18 protein-coding genes are annotated in these 17331 nt (G+C 75.0%); 8 read left to right on the forward strand and 10 right to left on the reverse strand.

The window, feature by feature from the left end:
• The 7 genes from cysD to K304_RS0117830 form a co-directional block, all read right to left on the reverse strand.
• A partial coding sequence (gene cysD, locus K304_RS0117805; protein ID WP_027764867.1) for a sulfate adenylyltransferase subunit CysD occupies positions 1 to 906 on the reverse strand: 906 nt, incomplete at its 3' end.
• On the reverse strand, positions 903 to 1448 hold the full coding sequence (gene cysC, locus K304_RS0117810) for an adenylyl-sulfate kinase (RefSeq protein ID WP_027764868.1): 546 nt from the start codon (positions 1446 to 1448) through the stop codon (positions 903 to 905). The genes cysC and cysD, both read right to left, overlap by 4 nt.
• Positions 1449 to 1490: 42 nt before the next feature.
• Entirely contained in the window at positions 1491 to 2228 is a 738-nt protein-coding gene (locus K304_RS0117815) for a phosphoadenylyl-sulfate reductase (protein ID WP_051308575.1), read from the reverse strand.
• The gene (locus K304_RS0117820; protein ID WP_027764870.1) at positions 2225 to 2449 is read right to left on the reverse strand and encodes a hypothetical protein; all 225 of its coding nucleotides are present in this window, start codon (positions 2447 to 2449) and stop codon (positions 2225 to 2227) included. Before K304_RS0117820 ends, K304_RS0117815 begins: the two co-directional genes overlap by 4 nt.
• On the reverse strand, positions 2446 to 4143 hold the full coding sequence (locus K304_RS0117825) for a nitrite/sulfite reductase (RefSeq protein ID WP_027764871.1): 1698 nt from the start codon (positions 4141 to 4143) through the stop codon (positions 2446 to 2448). Before K304_RS0117825 ends, K304_RS0117820 begins: the two co-directional genes overlap by 4 nt.
• Positions 4144 to 4346: 203 nt before the next feature.
• On the reverse strand, positions 4347 to 4430 hold the full coding sequence (locus K304_RS34095; RefSeq protein WP_309471194.1) for a putative leader peptide: 84 nt from the start codon (positions 4428 to 4430) through the stop codon (positions 4347 to 4349).
• A gap of 132 nt (positions 4431 to 4562) precedes the next feature.
• Entirely contained in the window at positions 4563 to 5132 is a 570-nt protein-coding gene (locus K304_RS0117830; protein WP_027764872.1) for a GNAT family N-acetyltransferase, read from the reverse strand.
• Positions 5133 to 5274: 142 nt separating this feature from the next.
• Between K304_RS0117830 and K304_RS0117835 the strand changes: the two genes are divergently transcribed.
• The 6 genes from K304_RS0117835 to K304_RS0117860 all read left to right on the forward strand — a co-directional run bounded on the left by K304_RS0117835 (position 5275) and on the right by K304_RS0117860 (position 12054).
• The gene (locus tag K304_RS0117835; RefSeq protein ID WP_486591717.1) at positions 5275 to 6441 is read left to right on the forward strand and encodes a YihY/virulence factor BrkB family protein; all 1167 of its coding nucleotides are present in this window, start codon (positions 5275 to 5277) and stop codon (positions 6439 to 6441) included.
• Between the two features lie 279 nt (positions 6442 to 6720).
• Positions 6721 to 7857: a ribosome small subunit-dependent GTPase A gene (rsgA, locus tag K304_RS29665; RefSeq protein ID WP_037790915.1), complete on the forward strand. Its 1137-nt coding sequence runs from the start codon at positions 6721 to 6723 to the stop codon at positions 7855 to 7857.
• Between the two features lie 10 nt (positions 7858 to 7867).
• Positions 7868 to 8551: a hypothetical protein gene (locus K304_RS29670; protein WP_486591713.1), complete on the forward strand. Its 684-nt coding sequence runs from the start codon at positions 7868 to 7870 to the stop codon at positions 8549 to 8551.
• A 95-nt stretch (positions 8552 to 8646) separates the two neighbouring features.
• Positions 8647 to 9888, forward strand: a complete 1242-nt coding sequence (locus K304_RS29675) for an MFS transporter (RefSeq protein ID WP_078529303.1) — start codon at positions 8647 to 8649, stop codon at positions 9886 to 9888.
• A gap of 97 nt (positions 9889 to 9985) precedes the next feature.
• Positions 9986 to 11566: an AlkA N-terminal domain-containing protein gene (locus K304_RS0117855; RefSeq protein ID WP_027764874.1), complete on the forward strand. Its 1581-nt coding sequence runs from the start codon at positions 9986 to 9988 to the stop codon at positions 11564 to 11566.
• A complete protein-coding gene (locus tag K304_RS0117860) occupies positions 11566 to 12054 on the forward strand; it encodes a methylated-DNA--[protein]-cysteine S-methyltransferase (protein WP_037790917.1) in 489 nt (162 codons plus the stop codon). The genes K304_RS0117855 and K304_RS0117860 overlap by 1 nt, the downstream gene beginning before the upstream one ends.
• A 40-nt stretch (positions 12055 to 12094) precedes the next feature.
• On the opposite strand, the gene K304_RS0117865 is transcribed toward K304_RS0117860, so the two are convergent.
• Positions 12095 to 12487 (reverse strand): PPOX class F420-dependent oxidoreductase, encoded by a 393-nt coding sequence (locus tag K304_RS0117865; RefSeq protein ID WP_051308578.1) that lies wholly within the window; start codon positions 12485 to 12487, stop codon positions 12095 to 12097.
• A gap of 134 nt (positions 12488 to 12621) precedes the next feature.
• Here K304_RS0117865 and K304_RS0117870 point away from each other — a divergent pair, with 134 nt between their 5' ends.
• Positions 12622 to 14253 (forward strand): protein phosphatase 2C domain-containing protein, encoded by a 1632-nt coding sequence (locus K304_RS0117870; protein ID WP_051308579.1) that lies wholly within the window; start codon positions 12622 to 12624, stop codon positions 14251 to 14253.
• A gap of 33 nt (positions 14254 to 14286) precedes the next feature.
• Here K304_RS0117870 and K304_RS0117875 read toward each other — a convergent pair whose 3' ends face one another.
• Together K304_RS0117875 and K304_RS0117880 are read right to left on the reverse strand one after the other, a co-directional pair.
• Entirely contained in the window at positions 14287 to 15345 is a 1059-nt protein-coding gene (locus K304_RS0117875) for a DUF2637 domain-containing protein (RefSeq protein WP_027764878.1), read from the reverse strand.
• A gap of 153 nt (positions 15346 to 15498) precedes the next feature.
• A complete protein-coding gene (locus K304_RS0117880) occupies positions 15499 to 16368 on the reverse strand; it encodes a (2Fe-2S)-binding protein (protein ID WP_051308580.1) in 870 nt (289 codons plus the stop codon).
• Between the two features lie 118 nt (positions 16369 to 16486).
• Between K304_RS0117880 and K304_RS29680 the strand changes: the two genes are divergently transcribed.
• The gene (locus K304_RS29680; protein WP_078529305.1) at positions 16487 to 17320 is read left to right on the forward strand and encodes a GntR family transcriptional regulator; all 834 of its coding nucleotides are present in this window, start codon (positions 16487 to 16489) and stop codon (positions 17318 to 17320) included.
• Positions 17321 to 17331 lie beyond the last annotated feature (11 nt).

The raw sequence follows: 17331 nt of genomic DNA on the forward strand, positions 1-17331 counted from the left end.
GGCTTCGGACATCTTGTCGTCGGCGCGGGTGGCGCCGCGTTCGGTGAGGCGGGAGGCGGCGATCTCGGTGATGATCGCGTCGTTGGTGTCGGCGTCGGAGTCGACGGCGCCGGTGCAGGACATGTCGCCGACGGTGCGGTAGCGCACGGTGCGGGTCTGCAGGGTGGTCTTCTCGGTGTCGGTGGGTCCGCCCCAGTCGCCGGCGGAGAGCCACATGCCGTTGCGGGAGAAGACCTCGCGGCGGTGGGCGTAGTAGATGGCGGGGAGTTCGATCTTCTCGTGGCCGATGTACTGCCAGACGTCGAGTTCGGTCCAGTTGGACAGGGGGAAGACGCGGACGTGTTCGCCGGGGGAGTGGCGGCCGTTGTAGAGCTGCCACAGTTCGGGGCGCTGGCGGCGGGGGTCCCAGCCGCCGAATTCGTCGCGGAGGGAGAAGACGCGTTCCTTGGCGCGGGCCTTCTCCTCGTCGCGGCGGCCGCCGCCGAAGACGGCGTCGAAGCGGTTCTTGTCGATGGCGTCGAGGAGGGGGACGGTCTGGAGGGGGTTGCGGGTGCCGTCGGGGCGTTCGCGGAGGGTGCCGTCGTCGATGAAGTCCTGGACGTGGGCGACGTGGAGGCGGAGGTTGTGGCGTTCGACGGTGGCGTCGCGGTGGGCGAGGACTTCGGGGAAGTTGTGGCCGGTGTCGACGTGGAGGAGGGAGAAGGGCACCGGGGCGGGGGCGAAGGCCTTGATCGCCAGGTGCAGCATGACGATGGAGTCCTTGCCTCCGGAGAAGAGGATCACGGGGCGTTCGAACTCCCCGGCCACCTCCCGGAAGATGTGCACCGCCTCCGACTCCAACGCGTCCAGATGCGACAACGCGTACGGGTTGTCCGTGTCGTCCGACACCACGGTCGCGGACGTCATGCCAGTCCCCTTTCGGCGAGCAGCGCGTGGAGCGCGCCCGCTGATTCCTCGACGCTCTGCTGGTGCGCCTCGATCCGCAGGTCCGGGTCCGCGGGCACCTCGTACGGGTCGTCGACCCCGGTCAGCCCGGCGATCTCCCCGGCGGCCTGACGTGCGTAGAGACCCTTCACGTCCCGCTCGGAGCACACCTCCACCGGGGTGGAGACGTGCACCTCCAGGTACCCGGTTCCCGCCGCCTGGTGACGCTTGCGGACGGCCTCCCGGCTGTCCGCGTACGGGGCGATCACCGGGACGAGCGCCTTGACCCCGTTGGAGGCGAGGAGCTCGGCCACGAACCCGATCCGCTGCACATTAGTGTGCCGGTCCTCCTGAGAGAAACCGAGCCCGGCGGACAGGAAGGTCCGGATCTCGTCACCGTCCAGCACCTCCACCCGGTGACCCTCGCCGGCGAGGCGGTCCGCCAGCGCGCGGGCGATCGTTGTCTTCCCCGCACTGGGCAGGCCGGTGAGCCACACCGTGGCTCCCGTGTCCGTCAGGCTCATGCCCCTGCTCCCTGCAATCCTCGTCCGTCGGGCCGCCACGTCTCACACGTGCAGGCCGCACTCCGTCTTGTCGAAGCCGGACCAGCGCCCGGCGCGGGCGTCCTCGCCGTCCTGGACCCGGCGGGTGCAGGGCGCGCAGCCGATCGAGGCGTAGCCGTCGGACAGCAGCGGGTTGGTGAGAACTCCGTGCTCCGCAACGTAACGGTCCACGTCCTGTTGTGACCAACGGGCGATCGGGGAGATCTTGACCTTTTTCCGCCGGTCGTCCCAGCCGACCACGGGCGTGAGGGAGCGCAGCGGCGACTCCTCGCGCCGCAGCCCGGTGGCCCAGGCGTCGTAGCCACGCAGGGACTCCTCCAGCGGGAGCACCTTGCGCAGCGCGCAGCACAGGTCCGGGTCGCGGTCGTGCAGCCGGGCGCCCTGGCGCGCGTCCTGCTCGGCCACCGACTGCCGGGGTGTGACGGTGATCACCTCCGCGTCCATCACGGCGGCCACCGCGTCCCGGGTGCCGATCGTCTCCGGGAAGTGGTAGCCGGTGTCGAGGAACACGACGTGGACGCCGGGCAGCGCGCGCGAGGCGAGGTGAGCGACGACGGCGTCCTCCATCGAGGAGGTCACGCAGAACCGGTGACCGAAGGTGTCCGCGGCCCAGCGCATCACGTCCAGCGCGTCCGCGTCCTCCAGGGCGCGGCCCGCCTCCAGGGCGAGCCGGCGCAGTTCGGCCTTGCTGTGGCGTTGGGCCGGCAGGGACTCGCGTACGGGCTCCTGGGCGGTGGTCATGAGGTCTGGTCCCCTTCCGGGCCGTCGTCGGGCCGCAGGCCGGAGGCCAGCAGTCCGAGGAAAGAGAGCGTGAAGGCGCGGTTGCAGGAGCGGCATTCCCAGGCGTGTCCCGCCGCTCCTGCCCCGCGCGGCGTGCCGTCCGAGGACCTGCGGCCTTCGGACGGTCGCAGGTCCTCGTCTCCGCAGTACGGGCAGTAGTAGGGCGCGGCTCGCTCGCTCATGCGAGCGCCCCCTCGTCGGCGCGGGCCGCCCACTGGGCGAACCGTTCGCCGTCCTCGCGCTGCTCGGCGTACGCGCGCAGCACACGCTCGATGTAGTCGGGCAGTTCGTCGGCGGTCACCTTCAGGCCGCGGACCTTGCGCCCGAAGCCGGGCTCCAGCCCCAGCGAGCCGCCCAGGTGCACCTGGTAGCCCTCGACCTGGTTGCCGTCCGCGTCGGTGACCAGCTGTCCCTTGAGGCCGATGTCCGCGACCTGGATGCGGGCGCAGGAGTTGGGGCAGCCGTTGAGGTTGATGGTGACGGGCTCGTCGAAGTCCGGCAGCCGCTGTTCCAGCTCGTCGATGAGGCGGGCGCCGCGGCCCTTGGTCTCGACGATGGCCAGCTTGCAGAACTCGATGCCGGTGCAGGCCATGGTGCCGCGCCGGAAGACCGACGGGGTGGTGGTCAGGTCCAGGGCCTCCAGCGCCTCGGTCAGCGAGGGGACCTGCTCCTGCTCCACGTCCAGAATGATCATCTTCTGCTCGACGGTGGTGCGGACCCGGCCGGAGCCGTGCGCCTCCGCGAGGTCGGCGATCTTGCCGAGGGTGGCGCCGTCCACCCGGCCGACGCGCGGCGCGAAACCGACGTAGTACCGGCCGTCCCGCTGCTCGTGGACGCCGACGTGGTCGCGCCAGCGCTGCACCGGCTGGGCGGGCGCCGGGCCGTCGGCCATCGTCCGCAGCAGGTACTCGTCCTCCAGGACCTGCCGGAACTTTTCCGGGCCCCAGTCGGCGACCAGGTACTTCAGCCGGGCGCGGTTGCGCAGCCGCCGGTAGCCGTAGTCGCGGAAGATCGAGACGACGCCCTCGTGGACGTCCGCGACGTCCTCGATCGGCACCCAGGCGCCCAGGCGGACGCCCAGCTTCGGGTTGGTGGACAGGCCGCCGCCGACCCACACGTCGAAGCCCGGGCCCAGCTCGGGGTGCTCCACGCCGACGAACGACACGTCGTTGATCTCGTGCACGACGTCCAGCACGGGCGAACCGGACACGGCGGACTTGAACTTGCGCGGCAGGTTCGAGTACGCCGGGTTGCCGACCACGCGGCGGGCGATCTCCTCCAGCGCCGGGGTGCCGTCGATGATCTCGTCCTTGGCGATACCGGCCACGGGCGACCCGAGGATGACGCGCGGCGTGTCGCCGCACGCCTCGGTGGTGGACAGTCCCACGGACTCCAGCCGCCGCCAGATCTCCGGCATGTCCTCCACCCGGATCCAGTGGAACTGGACGTTCTGCCGGTCGGTGATGTCGGCGGTGCCGCGGGCGAACTCCTGGGACACCTCGCCGACGACGCGCAGCTGCGCGGTGGTGAGCCGGCCGCCGTCGATGCGGACGCGGAGCATGAAGTACTCGTCGTCCAGCTCCTCCGGCGCCAGGACGGCGGTCTTGCCGCCGCTGATGCCGGGCTTCCGCTGGGTGTACAGCCCCCACCAGCGCATCCGTCCGCGCAGGTCGGCGCCGTCGATGGACTCGAAGCCGCCGTGCGCGTAGATCGTCTCGATGCGCCGGCGCACATGGAGGCCGTCGTCGTCCTTCTTGGTCTGCTCGTTGCCGTTGAGCGGGGTGAAGTGCCCGGCTGCCCACTGGCCTTCGCCGCGGTGCCGGCCTGCCTTGCGGCGGGGCCGTGCGGCGGCGGGGCGCTGAGGGGTGTCGGCCATGACGGTATGTCCTCCGGCTGCTTCACTGACGTTCGGATGCGTCGCGCGCGCCGCGGCTTTGGGGTGCCGGAGCGCGCGCGACCGGCGCGCAGGCACGCGTGAAGAAGCGCACGCGGGCGCGCGGAAGGCTGCTACAGGGGTGACGGGCACGCGCTCGCGACGATGGGGGCCGCGGTGCTCGGCGATCGGCGGTGCTGGGACTGTCAGCCCGCCGGACAGATGGCGCTGGACATGCGGCCGAGGTCGACGTGGCGTCGACTCACCAGGGCGATTCCAGCTCGGGACATGCCGAAAAGCGTGACACGCGCCGCGAGGCGCGTCCACTGCCTTCCGAAGTGTGGACACCGGTGTCTCGCATCCCGGGAATCGTGACCGGCGTCACACCGGGAGCCGGAATGATCGGGTGCCCGAGCGGCGGGTCAGGCGCCCGGCCACGGGCCGGGCGCCGCGTGTGCGGGTTCCTGCTCCGTGCGGGTGTCGAAGAGCCGGAAGCCGCGGCGCCGGTAGTTCTCCAGCGCGTAGGGGCCGTCCTTGCTGCAGGTGTGCACCCACACCCGCCGCGTCGGCCGGCGGTCCGGCCAGCGGGAGGCGAGATCCCAGGCCCGCGCCGTGCCGTACGACAGCAGGTGCCCGCCGACGCCCCGGCCGCGGAACGCCGGCAGCAGCCCGAAGTAGCTGATCTCGACCACGCCGTCCGCCTGCCCGTCCAGCTCCACGAAACCGGCCGGCGTGCCGCGCTGCCACGCCACCCAGGTCTCCACTCCCGGACGCTCCAGGAACTCCGCCCAGCGGGAGCGCGGCCACGGCAGCCGGTCCGTCCAGGTCACGTCGCCTCCGACGGCGGTGTAGAGGAAGCGGCTGAACTCCGGACTCGGCACCTCGGCCCGCTCCGTCCGTATCCCGGACGCTTCGTCCGGGATACGAGAAGGCGTCAGGTCCTCGGGCGAGGTCTGCTCCAGCGACCAGGTGGTGACGGCGACCGTGTCCATGCAGCCATTGCACCATTCCGGGTCAGCCCGAGGACCGGCGGCCGGATACGTTAAGCAGGTGCACGCCGAAGACCCCCCCGAGCGCTCCACGGGAGCACTGCGCAGAGCCCGCGCCGTCTACCGCAACGTCCCGAAGCGGAAGATGGCGTGGCTGCTGCTGAAGGACACCGTCAACTCCTGCATCGAGTACCGGGTCCTCGGGCTCGCCGCCGAGGCGGCGTTCTTCACCCTCATCTCCATCCCCCCGCTGCTCCTCGGCCTCATCGGGCTCATCGGCTACCTCGACGGCTGGTTCGACACCGACACCATCGACTCCATCCGCGACAACTTCATCACCGCCGCCGAGGCGGTCCTCTCCGACCGCGGCGTCGACCAGGTGGCCCGGCCGCTGATCGACGACGTCATCCGCGGCGGGCGCCCCGACGTGATCTCGATCGGCTTCGCCCTCGCCCTGTGGTCCGGATCCCGCGCCGTCAACGTCTTCATCGACACCATCACCGTCATGTACGGCCTGGACGGGCACCGCGGCATCGTCAAGACCCGGCTGCTCGCCTTCGTGCTCTACCTGGTCGCCCTCGTCATCGGCATGGTCGCGCTGCCCCTGATGGTCGCGGGACCGGACGCGGTCATGCACCTGGTGCCGCAGACCGAGTGGCTGGTCAGGGTCTTCTACTGGCCGGTCGTGCTGCTGCTGTCCATCGTCTTCCTCACCACCCTCTACCACGTGTCGGTCCCGGTCCGCTCACCCTGGCGCGAGGACATCCCCGGCGCGCTGGTCGCCCTGGTGATGTGGGTGCTCGGCAGCGCCCTGCTGCGCCTCTACCTCACCAACACCGTCGAGGGCCCCACGCTGTACGGCTCCCTCGCCGCACCGGTCGCCGTCCTGCTGTGGATCGGCGTCTCCGCCTTCGCCGTGCTGGTCGGCGCCGCCGTCAACGCCGCCATCGACCGGGTCTGGCCGTCCGTCGCCACCGCCGCGGCCCGCCGCGAGACCGAGGACGCCAGGGAGCAGGCCGCGGCCGAGATGATCCGCGCCGCCGAGGCGCGCCGCGCCATGCGCGACGCCGAGGGGGAGGGCGACGGCGACCAGAACCCGCCCGCCGAGTTCCCCGAGCGCTGGACCAGGTTCCTGCCGCCCGGCGACGTGCGGTCCCGGCTGCGCACCCGCGGCCCTCACAGCAGCCCTCACGACGGACCTCACGATGATCACCACGGCGACCGGCACGCGAACGGCGACGGCGGCGGGCACCGCACCGGGCCCGGCCCGGGGAACGGCACCGGGCCGGGCGACGTACGGGACCGGGACTGACGCCCCCCGCGCGAAAACCCGTGGCACCGCCGGCGCGTCCGGACGTACGCTGCTCGGGCCCGAGAACACCCGGGTCCGCGACGCCGGACCGACGAGCGAAAGACAGGGAGGTGAGGACCGTGACGACGACTGCCGCCGCCGTGGGCCGCGCCCACACGCATCCGCCGACCCCCTCCCTCCCCGTGATCCCGGGCTCCTCCCGCCGCCTCTGACGCGGCGCCCCGCAGGCGGCACGCCGCCGCCCGCACCGGGATCACCCCTTCCGAAGGGCATCCCGTCTTGAACGACGTCCCGCACGACCCCCACGGCCTCGCCCGCTACGGCTGGAACGACGAGGTCGCCGACGCCTTCGGCCCGCACGCGGCCGCAGGGCTGCTCCCCGCACGCATCGCCCGCGTGGACCGCGGCCGCTGCGAGGCGATCACCCCGCACGGCACCGTCCACGCGGGCATCGAACCCGTCGCCACCCACGACCCCACCCGGTGGCTCACCACCGGCGACTGGGCCGCGATCGGCGACGACGCGCAGGGCCGGCCCGAGGTGAAGGCGATCCTGCCCCGCCGCACCGCGTTCCTCCGCTCCACCTCCTCCAAGCGGTCCGAGGGCCAGGTGCTCGCGGCCAACGTCGACCACGCCGTCGTCGCCGTGTCGCTCGCCGCCGAACTCGACCTCGGCCGTATCGAGCGCTTCGTCTCGCTCGCCTGGACCAGTGGTGCGCAGCCGCTGGTCCTGCTCACCAAGACCGACCTGGTGCCGGACCCCGACACCCTCGCGCACCTCGTCGCCGACACCGGGACCGTCGCCCCCGGCGTGCGCGTTCTGCCCGTCAGCTCCCGGACCGGAGAGGGCGTCGACGTGCTGCGGGCGCTCCTGACCGGGGGCAGCACCGTGCTGCTCGGCGTCTCCGGCGCCGGGAAGTCCACGCTGACGAACACCCTCGTCGGGCGGGAGGTGCAGCAGGTCAACACGATCCGCGACAGCGACGGCAAGGGCCGTCACACCACCACCGCCCGTGACCTGATCCCCCTTCCGGACGGCGGCGTCCTCATCGACACCCCGGGGCTGCGCGGCGTCGGACTCTGGGACGCGGGCGAAGGGCTGGAGCAGGCGTTCGCAGAGATCGAGGAGCTGGCCGCGCAGTGCCGCTTCCACGACTGCGGCCACCACTCCGAGCCCGGCTGCGCGGTCCTCGCCGCCATCGCCGACGGCTCCCTGGCCGAACGCCGCCTGGACAGCTACCGCAAGCTGCTCCGCGAGAACGAAAGGCTGGCCGCCCGCACGGACGCCCGGCTGCGCGCCGAGCAGCGGCAGCGGTTCAAGCAGCGCCAGGCGACCGGGCGGCACATGAGGGAACGCAAAGGCGGCCCGGCGGGGGGTCGTTCGCGGCGCGGCGGGGGCGGCGGCTCCGGCTGGTAGCGTCCGCCGCATGCCCGACCCGCACCGCCCCGCCGGCCGCCCCGCACCCGGGCGCACGCCCGGCAGCACGCCGGGCCGTACGTCCGGGCGCGCTGCCGGGTCCGCCTTCGGGCCGCTGGAGTTCCAGCTCGTCCTGCTGCGGCGGATGGCCGACTTCCAGGCCGTGCGGGTCGAGGCGGCGCTGACCCGTCTGGACGTCGGCCGTGCGGACATGCGGGAGGCCAACCGCCGCTGGCAGGCCATGATCCGCTCTCCGCGCGCCCGCGGCACCCTGACCCGCTACCGCTCCGTCCTCGGCCCGCCCGAGGCCGTCGTCCGCCGCAGGATCGGCGATCTCGACTGCGAGGCGCTGACCTGGCCGGTGCCGCTCTGGCCCGACCTGCGTTTCGAGGTGCTCGCCGCCGCCGGCGGGGCGGTGTGGAACGAGTGGCTGGTCCGGGCTCCCGGCGCGCCGCCGCCCCGGCTGCGCACACTGGAGGACCTGGAGCCCTGGTCCTGCACCGTCGACGAGGCGGCGCGCGCGTTCCCGCCCGCCCGTCCGCGGGAGGGCTCCGCCCCCACTCGCTGGGGGCTCGACCTCACCGTCCCGGACGCCGCCGGGGAACGCCACGCGGTGACCGCCGAGTTCTGCTGGGGCCTGCTTCAGCGCCTGCCGAAAACCACTCCCGCCCGGGACGCGGGCGGCGTACGCTGAGGCGCATGAACCGACGACGACATTGAGTTTCCTCCGCCCCCGCGGCCCCGGCGTCCGAGCGGCGGCTCGTCCGCACGCTCTACGCCTCGGCCTTCCTGGAGGACTGCGTCCTCCTGTACCCGGTCTACGCGCTGCTGTTCTCGCGGACCGGGCTTTCCGGCGCCGAGATCTCCTCGCTGTTCGTGCTCTGGTCGGTGACCGGCCTCGCCCTGGAGATCCCCTCCGGCGTCTGGGCCGACCGGTTCTCCCGCCGACGCCTCCTGACGCTCGCGCCCGCGCTGTCCGGCGCGGGCTTCGCGTTGTGGACCTTCGCCCCCTCCTACGCCGCCTTCGCGGCGGGCTTCGTGCTGTGGGGCGCGGGCAGCGCCCTGCGGTCGGGCACCCTGGAGGCCCTGGTCTACGAGGAACTGGCCCGCTGCGGCGCGTCGGACCGCTACGCCCGCCGGATCGGCCGTTCGCGGGCCGTGGGTACCTGCGCCGAGGTGGCGGCCACCGCGGCGGCCGCACCGGTCCTCGCGGCAGGCGGCTACCAGGCGGTCGGCGTCGCCAGTGTGCTCGCCTGCGCGGCGGGGGTGATCGTCGCCCGCACCTTCCCCGAGCACCGCACCCGCGCCGGCGGGAAGCCGACCGCCCCCGCCGACGCGTCCGGCGTTCCGGCACCCGATGAGGGGAGGGCGCCCGCGGCGCCCGCGGCGGCAGCGGAGGTCGCGGGGGCAGAGGGGGCCGCGGCGGCAGCGGAGGCCGAGGAGTCCTTCCGCGCCGTCCTCCGCCACGGGGTCGCCGAGATCCGCCACTCGCGTGCGGCACGCCGCGCCGTGCTGCTGGTCGCGGTGCTGACCGGCTCGCTGGCGTACGACGAGTTCCTCTCCCTCTTCGCCGCCTCCACCGGAGTGGCCGACGCGACGGTGCCGTTGCTGGTGCTGCTCGTCTCGGCGGGCGCGGCGGTCGGGGAGTGGTACGCGCACCGCGGCCACCGGCTGCTCGTCCCCGGCCTGGTCGCCTCCGGCGTGCTGCTGGCGCTCGGCGGACTCAGCGCCCACCCGGCAGGCATGGCGCTGATCGCCGTCGCCTACGGAGTCGCCCGCTGGTCCGCCACGGCCGCCGAGGCGCGCCTCCAGGCCCGGATCTCCGACCGGGCCCGGGCCACCGTCGGCTCGATGGCGGGCTTCGGCTCCGAGGTGATGGCGATCCTCGTCTTCGCCGCGTACGGCCTCGGCTCCACCTGGTCGCCGCCCGGCCCGCTCATCGCCGCCGCGGCCCTTCCGCCGCTGGTCGTCGCCCTGCTCCTCGGGCTCTCCCGGTCCGCCGACGCCGTGCGCTCCCGCACCGCCTCATGAGAGGGGCCGGGCAGTCCGCGTATCCGCACGCGCGGCGCGCACGGTCACGTCCGATTCCCGCTAGTACCGGGATTCCCGGGCGCGCACACTGGAGCACGTGACCACAGAAGACAGCAGGTACGAAGCGGTACGCAGCCGTGACGCCCGGTTCGACGGAGTCTTCTTCCTGGGCGTCACGAGCACCGGGATCTACTGCCGCCCGAGCTGCCCGGCCGTCACCCCGAAACGGGAGAACGTCCGGTTCCACCCCACCGCCGCGTCCGCGCAGGGCGCCGGTTTCCGTGCCTGCCGACGCTGCCGGCCGGACGCCGTTCCCGGCTCGCCGGAGTGGGACGTGCGCGCGGACGTCGTCGGCCGGGCCATGCGGATGATCGGCGACGGTGTGGTGGACCGGGAGGGCGTCGCCGGGCTCGCCGCCCGCCTCGGGTACAGCGCCCGGCAGGTGCAGCGGCAGCTCACCGCCGAACTCGGCGCCGGCCCCGTCGCCCTGGCCCGCGCCCAGCGCGCCCACACCGCCCGCGTGCTCCTCCAGACCACGACCCTGCCGGTGACGGAGATCGCGTTCGCCGCCGGGTTCGCGAGCGTGCGGCAGTTCAACGACACGATCCGGGAGATCTACGACGCGACGCCGAGCGGCCTCCGCGCCGCACGGCGTGGCGGCCTCGGCTCCGCCGGCCCGGCGCCCGCCGCCGGGGAGGACGGCGCCGCGGCGACGGGCGGCGGGCCGTACGCCGGGGTCCCGCTGCGGCTCGCGTACCGGGGACCGTACGCCGCCGGCCGCATCCTCGACTTCCTCGCCCGCCGCGCCGTCCCCGGCATCGAGGAGGTGCGCGGCGAGGCCCCCGCGCGCACCTACCGGCGCACCCTCGCCCTCGCCCACGGCACCGGCGTGGTCGAGGTCGACGAGCGCACCGGGAGCACCGCCTCGGGACGGCACGGCTGGCTGGACGCCCGGCTGCGCCTCACCGACCTGCGCGACCTGACCACGGCCGTGCAGCGCGTGCGCCGGCTGTTCGACCTGGACGCCGACCCGTACGCCGTCGCCGAACGCCTCGGCGGCGACCCGGTCCTCGGCCCGCTGCTCGCGGCGGACCCCGGCCTGCGGTCGCCCGGCGCGGCCGACGGCGACGAGATCGCCGTCCGCGCGGTGCTCGGCCAGCAGGTCACCGTCGCCGCCGCCCGTACGCTCGCCGGACGGCTCGTCGCCGCGCACGGCAAGCCGCTGCCCGTGCCGGACGGCGCGCTCACCCACCTCTTCCCCGAGCCCGGTGCGCTGGCCGACGCGCCGCTGGACGAACTGGGCATGCCCGGCAGCCGCAAGCGCACCCTGCGCACGCTCTCCGCCGCGCTGGCGGGCGGACGTGCCCCCGGCACCGAGGGGGTGGCGGCCGCGGGAGGGCCGGTCCCGGTCGTCCTCGCGCCCGGCGCCGACCGCGAGGAGGCCGTCCGTGCACTGCTCGCCCTCCCCGGCATCGGCCCGTGGACCGCCGACTACGTCCGGATGCGGGCGCTCGGCGACCCCGACGTCTTCCTGCCCGGCGACGTCGGCGTGCGGCACGGCCTCGCCGCCGTCGGCGCCGCGCCCGCCGCCGCCGAGCGCTGGCGCCCCTGGCGCAGCTACGCCCTGCACCACCTCTGGAACGCCGCACGTCCCCGCACCTCCGAGGAGAACACCTGATGCTGTACACCACCCACCCCACGCCCCTGGGCGACCTGCTGCTCGCCGGCCCCGAACGCGGCGTGCTCGCCTGGATCTCCATGCCCGGCCAGAAGGGCGGCGCCGTCGTCGGCACCGGCTGGCGGCCCGACGACGAGGCGTTCCGCGACGCGCAGGAGCAGTTCGACGCCTACTTCGCGGGGGACCTCAAGGAGTTCGACCTGGCCCACGCCACCACCGGCACCGTCTTCCGCGAGCGCGTCTGGGCGGCCCTGGACGAGATCCCGTACGGCTCGACCGTCACCTACGGCGCACTCGCCGACATGGCCGGCGTCGACCGGAGGGCGGTGCGGGCGGTGGGCGGCGCCGTGGGCTCCAACCCGCTGACCGTCGTCCACCCCTGCCACCGGGTGGTCGGGGCGAACGGCTCGCTCACCGGCTTCGCGGGCGGCCTGGACCGCAAGCGCACGCTGCTCACCCTGGAGGGAGCGCTGCCCGCCCCGCTGTGAGCCACGGGCACGGGCACGGGCGCGGGGGCCGGGGGACGTCTCAGTCCTCCAGCCCCCAACTGTGCACCCAGCGCGGGTGGATGCGGATGACCTCGTCGCTGAAGAACGGCCCCAGCTCGTGCGGCCCGGTCAGCAGCTCCGCCTCGCCCCGGATCTCCACGCCCCGCACCCGCCAGGGCCGTACGCTCACCAGGTCGTCCACGACGAGGGAGAGCTTCGGGTTCCGCAGCAGGTTGCGCCACTTCTTCGTGTCGCCCATCGCCCGGCCGCCGATCAGCACGGTGCCGTCCTCCTGCGGGAAGAAGCCGACGGGATTGGCCTGCGGCTGCCCGTGCCCGTCGACGGTCGCGAGCCGGCCGAGCCGCTGCGAGGCCAGGTAGTCGCGCTCGGCTCCGGTCAACGGCTCCGGCGCGCGCCCCGATGTGTCCGTCATGCCGCCAGCCTCACACGCCGCCGGGCCTCGCGCATCGGCAGCCGGTCGTATGAGCGGTCCGCCGTTCGCCTCCGGTCGGGTGGTCCTTGCGTCCGAGGTCTTCCCGTCCGCCGCCGCACGACCACAATGGACGGATGAGCGATCAGGGGGAGGCGGACGGGCCCCGCCCGGCCGACGTGCCCGCAAGCGGCGCCCGTTCCGGGCGGGAACGCGGTGTCGGGGGCGACACCTGGTGGGGCAGGCTGTACGACCCGGACGCGCCGGACACCGGCGGCTCCGGTGCGGCCGACACCATCGACGACCGGTTCGCCTCCGCCCGCGCGGTAGGCGCCTCCACGACGGGATCTTTGGAACCGGCCCCTCCCGAAGAGGACGCCCCGGGCCTGGTCGACGGCGCCCCGGCGCCCCCGCCCGCCCCGGCGCCCTCGCCCGCCCCGGCCCCGGAGGCTCCCGCCCCCGCGCCGCCACCCGCCCCCGCATCGCCACGCGCCCCCGCGCCGTCATCCGCCCCGCCGGACCCCGTCGAAGCCGTGGACCCGCTGGGCGACGCGGGCCCGCCCGAGGCGGTGGACCCGGCAGCCCCGGTGGACGCCGTCGAGGCGGCCGACCCCGCGACCGGCGAGGCGGTGCCCGGCGACGGGTTGCCCCGCGAGTCGGTGGGGCGACCGCGCCGGGCACCCGCCCCGCAGCCCTCCCCGCGTCCCGCCGGTCGCACCCGGTGGCGCGGCATGCGCGGGGCCTTCGGGCCCGCCGGACGGCCGCCCGGTTCCGGCGGGGCGCCGCACCGGCTGCTCCAGCCGCCCGAGCCGGGCGTGCTGGCCGACGCCGACCCCGGGGCCCTGTCCGACCTGGTGCCGGACACCGTGCTGGACGGCGCCCGCCACGCCTCCCTGGTGCTGCGCGCCGTGTCCGCCCGCGGCGGCTCCGCCCGCCAGCGCGGCGAACCGCGCGGCGACGCGCTGCTCACCGCCTGCTTCGGCACCGGCCGTGAGGCGCTGCTCTTCGTCGCCGTGGCGAAGGGCGGCCCTCCCGGCAACGGGGGCGTGGCCGGTGGAGGAGGCACGGGCTCCGTGCCCGCCGGCCGCCGCGCGGCGCGCGAACTCTGCCAGACGATCGGCGAGGCCGTCGGCCGCAGCCGCCCCCGTCTGGTGGAGGACATCGTCACGGACCGCCGCGCCACGCTGTCCAGCGGCCTGAAGCGGCTCACCGACCGCTGCTACGGGCGGCTGCGCGCCCAGGCAGCGGCGCTCTCCCTCGCGCCCGACGCGTACAGCGCCGACCTGCGCTGCCTGCTGTTGCCGGCCGATCCGGACTGCGCGACGCGGGTCGTCTTCGGCACCGGCAGCGGGGGTCTCTTCCGCCTGCGCGACGGGGAGTGGACGGATCTGGAGCCGGTCGAGGAGCACGCCCCGACCCCGCCGCGCCGGAGCACGGCCCAGCTGCCCGACCCGCGGCTGCCGCACGGCGAGGGCGACGAGGAGGACGGGGCAGAGCCGGGCGACGGCGCCGCCGGGCGGGCGCTCCCGCCCCCGTTCCGCTTCCGGGTGGTCGCCACCGAGCCGGGCGACGCGCTGCTGCTGTGCAGCGCCGGGCTCGCCGTGCCGCTGCGCGGGGACCCGGCCTTCGCGGACACGCTGGCCTCCCGGTGGGCGGGCGCGGACGAGCCGCCGGCACCGGCCACGTTCCTCACCGACGTCCAGGAGCCGGCACCGGCCTACGGCGACGACCGCACGGCGGTCGCCGTCTGGCAGGCCCCCGCCGGCTGAGCCCGTCCGGGCCCCGCCGGCGGGCCGCCGGCGTCAGTGGAAGGACCGCTCGATGTCCCGCAGCTTCTCCTCCAGTGAGTCCAGCCGGGGGTTGGCCGCCTTGCTCAGCGGTTCCTCGTCGCCCGCGTCCGGCACGTCCTGGGAACTCCGCGGTCGCGGCGGGGCGGCCGCCGGGGCGTCCTCGACCTCCACGTCCACCGCCGCCGGCTGCAGCGCCGCCCGCGGCTGACCGGCCGCGCTCGGCGCGCCGATCTCCACCTCCACCGGCGCCGTGCCGGGTGCGCCGCTCCGGCGCCACAGCCGGTGCTGTCGGTTCAGCGCCTTGAGCCGTGCCTTCTCCAGCCGGCCCTGCTCCTTGCGCCGGGTCCGTTCCTCCTCCTGGCGCCGCCGCTCGTCACGGACCTCGTCGACGGCCTCGTCCAGGGTCCGTACGCCCTCCAGCAGCATCAGGGACCAGGCGCGGAACGTCTCCCGGGGCGCCCGCAGCCACCGCACCACCCGGATCTGCGGCAACGGGCGCGGCACCAGGCCCTGTTCGCGCAGCGCCGCACGGCGGGTCTGTTTCAGCGCCCGGTCGAAGAGGATGGCGGCGGACAGCGACATGCCGGCGAAGAACTGCGGCGCGCCCGCGTGTTCGTCACCGCGCGGGGCGTGCACCCAGTTGAACCACGCGGCCGCCCCGGCGAACGTCCACACCAGCAGCCGGGAGCCGAGCGAGGCGTCTCCGTGGCTGGCCTCGCGCACGGCGATCACGGCGGAGAACATCGCGGCGCCGTCCAGCCCGAACGGGACCAGGTACTCCCAGCCGCCGGACAGGTTGAGGTTCTGGCGGCCGAAGCCGACCAGGCCGTGGAACGACAGGGCCGCCGCCACCGCGGCGCAGCAGAACAGCAGCAGGTACGACGCCGTGGCGTACACGGTCTCCTTGCGGCGGCGGCGTTCCTCCATCCGCTCCCAGGAGTCGGCCTGGCCGCCGGCGCCCTCGTCCGCCTTCTTGCGCCCGCGCGCCAGCAGGAAGACGGCGATCAGGGCGCCGACGAGGAGCACCGAGCACGCCAGCACCCAGTTCAGCGTCATGTCGGTCAGTGTCATCGGGTGCCCTCGCGTCCCTCACGGCTCGTTGCGGTTGCGGTGTGCGTCGCGGAGCATCCTGGACCAGCGGGCGCGCCCGGCGCCCGGATTCCGCGCAAGAGCACGCCAACGGGCGGCGGTGGGGCCGGGGAGGGACGTCAGGGGTCGAACGCGTCAGGCGGTTGCGGACAGGCGTGCGATCCGGTCGGCGTCGCAGGTGCGGGGGCAGGTGACGCAGGTGTCCTGCGGGCGGAGGGTGTAGAAGAGGCAGCACGACGCCCGGTCGCGGGTGGTCAGCGCCTCGCCGCCGGGCCCGGTCAGCTCGCGGAACGACGCCCCGCCCGGGTAGGGGCGGGTGCCGCCGGGGAGCAGGCGCCCGACCTCCTCCAGTGCGCGGTCCTCCTCGCCCAGCAGGTGCCCGAGGTACCACAGGCCCTCGGCGATCTCGTCGGTCGCCATGCCCCACAGGGCGCGGGAGCCGCGCCGCATGCGGGGGCGGAAGCCGTCCAGCACGGGTCCCAGGTGGTCGGCGACGGCCGCGCGGACCTCGGCCCGCAGCGCCTCCTCGTCCGGCACGACGACGGCACCGGGAAGCCGGGCGGCCGGGTCGCCGGGGAGGCAGGCGAACTCCTCGATGTGCACGGCCAGCCGCCCCAGGGTCCGCTGGAGCGCGACCGCGCCGACCGGGATGCGGGGGACGCGCCGGTGCAGGAACCAGGGCAGGGTCACCAGCAGGCAGGCCGGCCACGCGTAGCGGTGCAGGCCGAAGCTGGCGATCACGTCCGGGCGGGCCTCCTGCCCGTAGTCGCGGCGGACCTGGTCGGCGTCGAAGGCGAGGAAGGCGTCCAGCGCGGGACCGCCCCCGGCGAGGTCCGCGGCGGCCACCCAGCCCTCGCCGTCCGGCAGCACCGGCGTCTCGGTGACCCGGAGCGACGGGAACACGGCGGAGAGCCGGTCGTAGGCGGCCGTGAACGGCGAGGTCGCAGGCGTCGCCACGGCGGCGGCGAGGGGTGCGGCGGCGGATGCGGACGCGGGCACGGCCATGCGGGGACCACCGAACTCGATTGATCGATTACAGGTAAGCCTTACCTTACTCGAAATCCCCGGGGTTTGATCTCGCGGCACGTCCGCCTAGGGTGCTGGTCGACGCGAGGAGGGACAGATGGAGCAGACCCGAACGGAGACTCCCATAGGGGCCCGGCCCGGACCTCTACCCGCGTCGCCCGCCCGCGACGCGTGCGTCCCACCCGCGTCACCCGCGCGCGGTGCGCACGTCCTCGCGGACGACGCGCTTCCGGCGCCCCCGCGGCTGCCCCGCCGGCACTCCGTCCGGGGACAGGTCCTCGCCGCTCTGCGACGGGCCCTCGCCACCGGCGAGCTGGAACCGGGCCGCGTCTACTCCGCGCCCGCGCTCGCCGAGGCCCACGGCGTGTCGCCGACGCCGGTGCGCGAGGCCATGCAGCAGCTCGCGGGCGAGGGGCTGGTGGAGACGGTCCCGAACCGCGGCTTCCGCGTCGTCGAGCACAGCCCCCGCGACGCGGCCGAACTCGCCGAGATCCGCCTGCTGCTGGAAGTGCCGGTGGTGCTGCGCCTCGGGGCCACGCAGGCGCGGCGGACCTGGGAGGCGGTGCGCCCGCTCGCCGAGCGGTCCGTCACCGCCGCCGCACGAGGCGACCGCGCGGCCTACGCCGAGGCCGACCGGGATTTCCACCGCGCGCTGCTGGAGCCGGCCGGCAATCGGCGGCTGGTGGAGTTCGCCGAGGACGTCCACCGTCGCGCCCCGGCCCCTCCGGTCACCCCCGGCGCGCCGACCCCCGGACTGGTGTCCGCGGCGGCCGAACACGTCGCGCTGGTCGAGGCGTTGCTGGCCCGGGACCTGCCCGCCGCCGAACGCATCCTGCGCGCCCATCTCGCGCCGCACGCGGCGGGGGTGCCGCACGCGGCGGCGGCCCCGGCCGTGTGGGCCGGGACCGCCGGTTCCGTGCGTTCCGGGTGACGGCGGCCCGT

The sequence above is a fragment of the Streptomyces sp. CNS606 genome, from assembly GCF_000426325.1.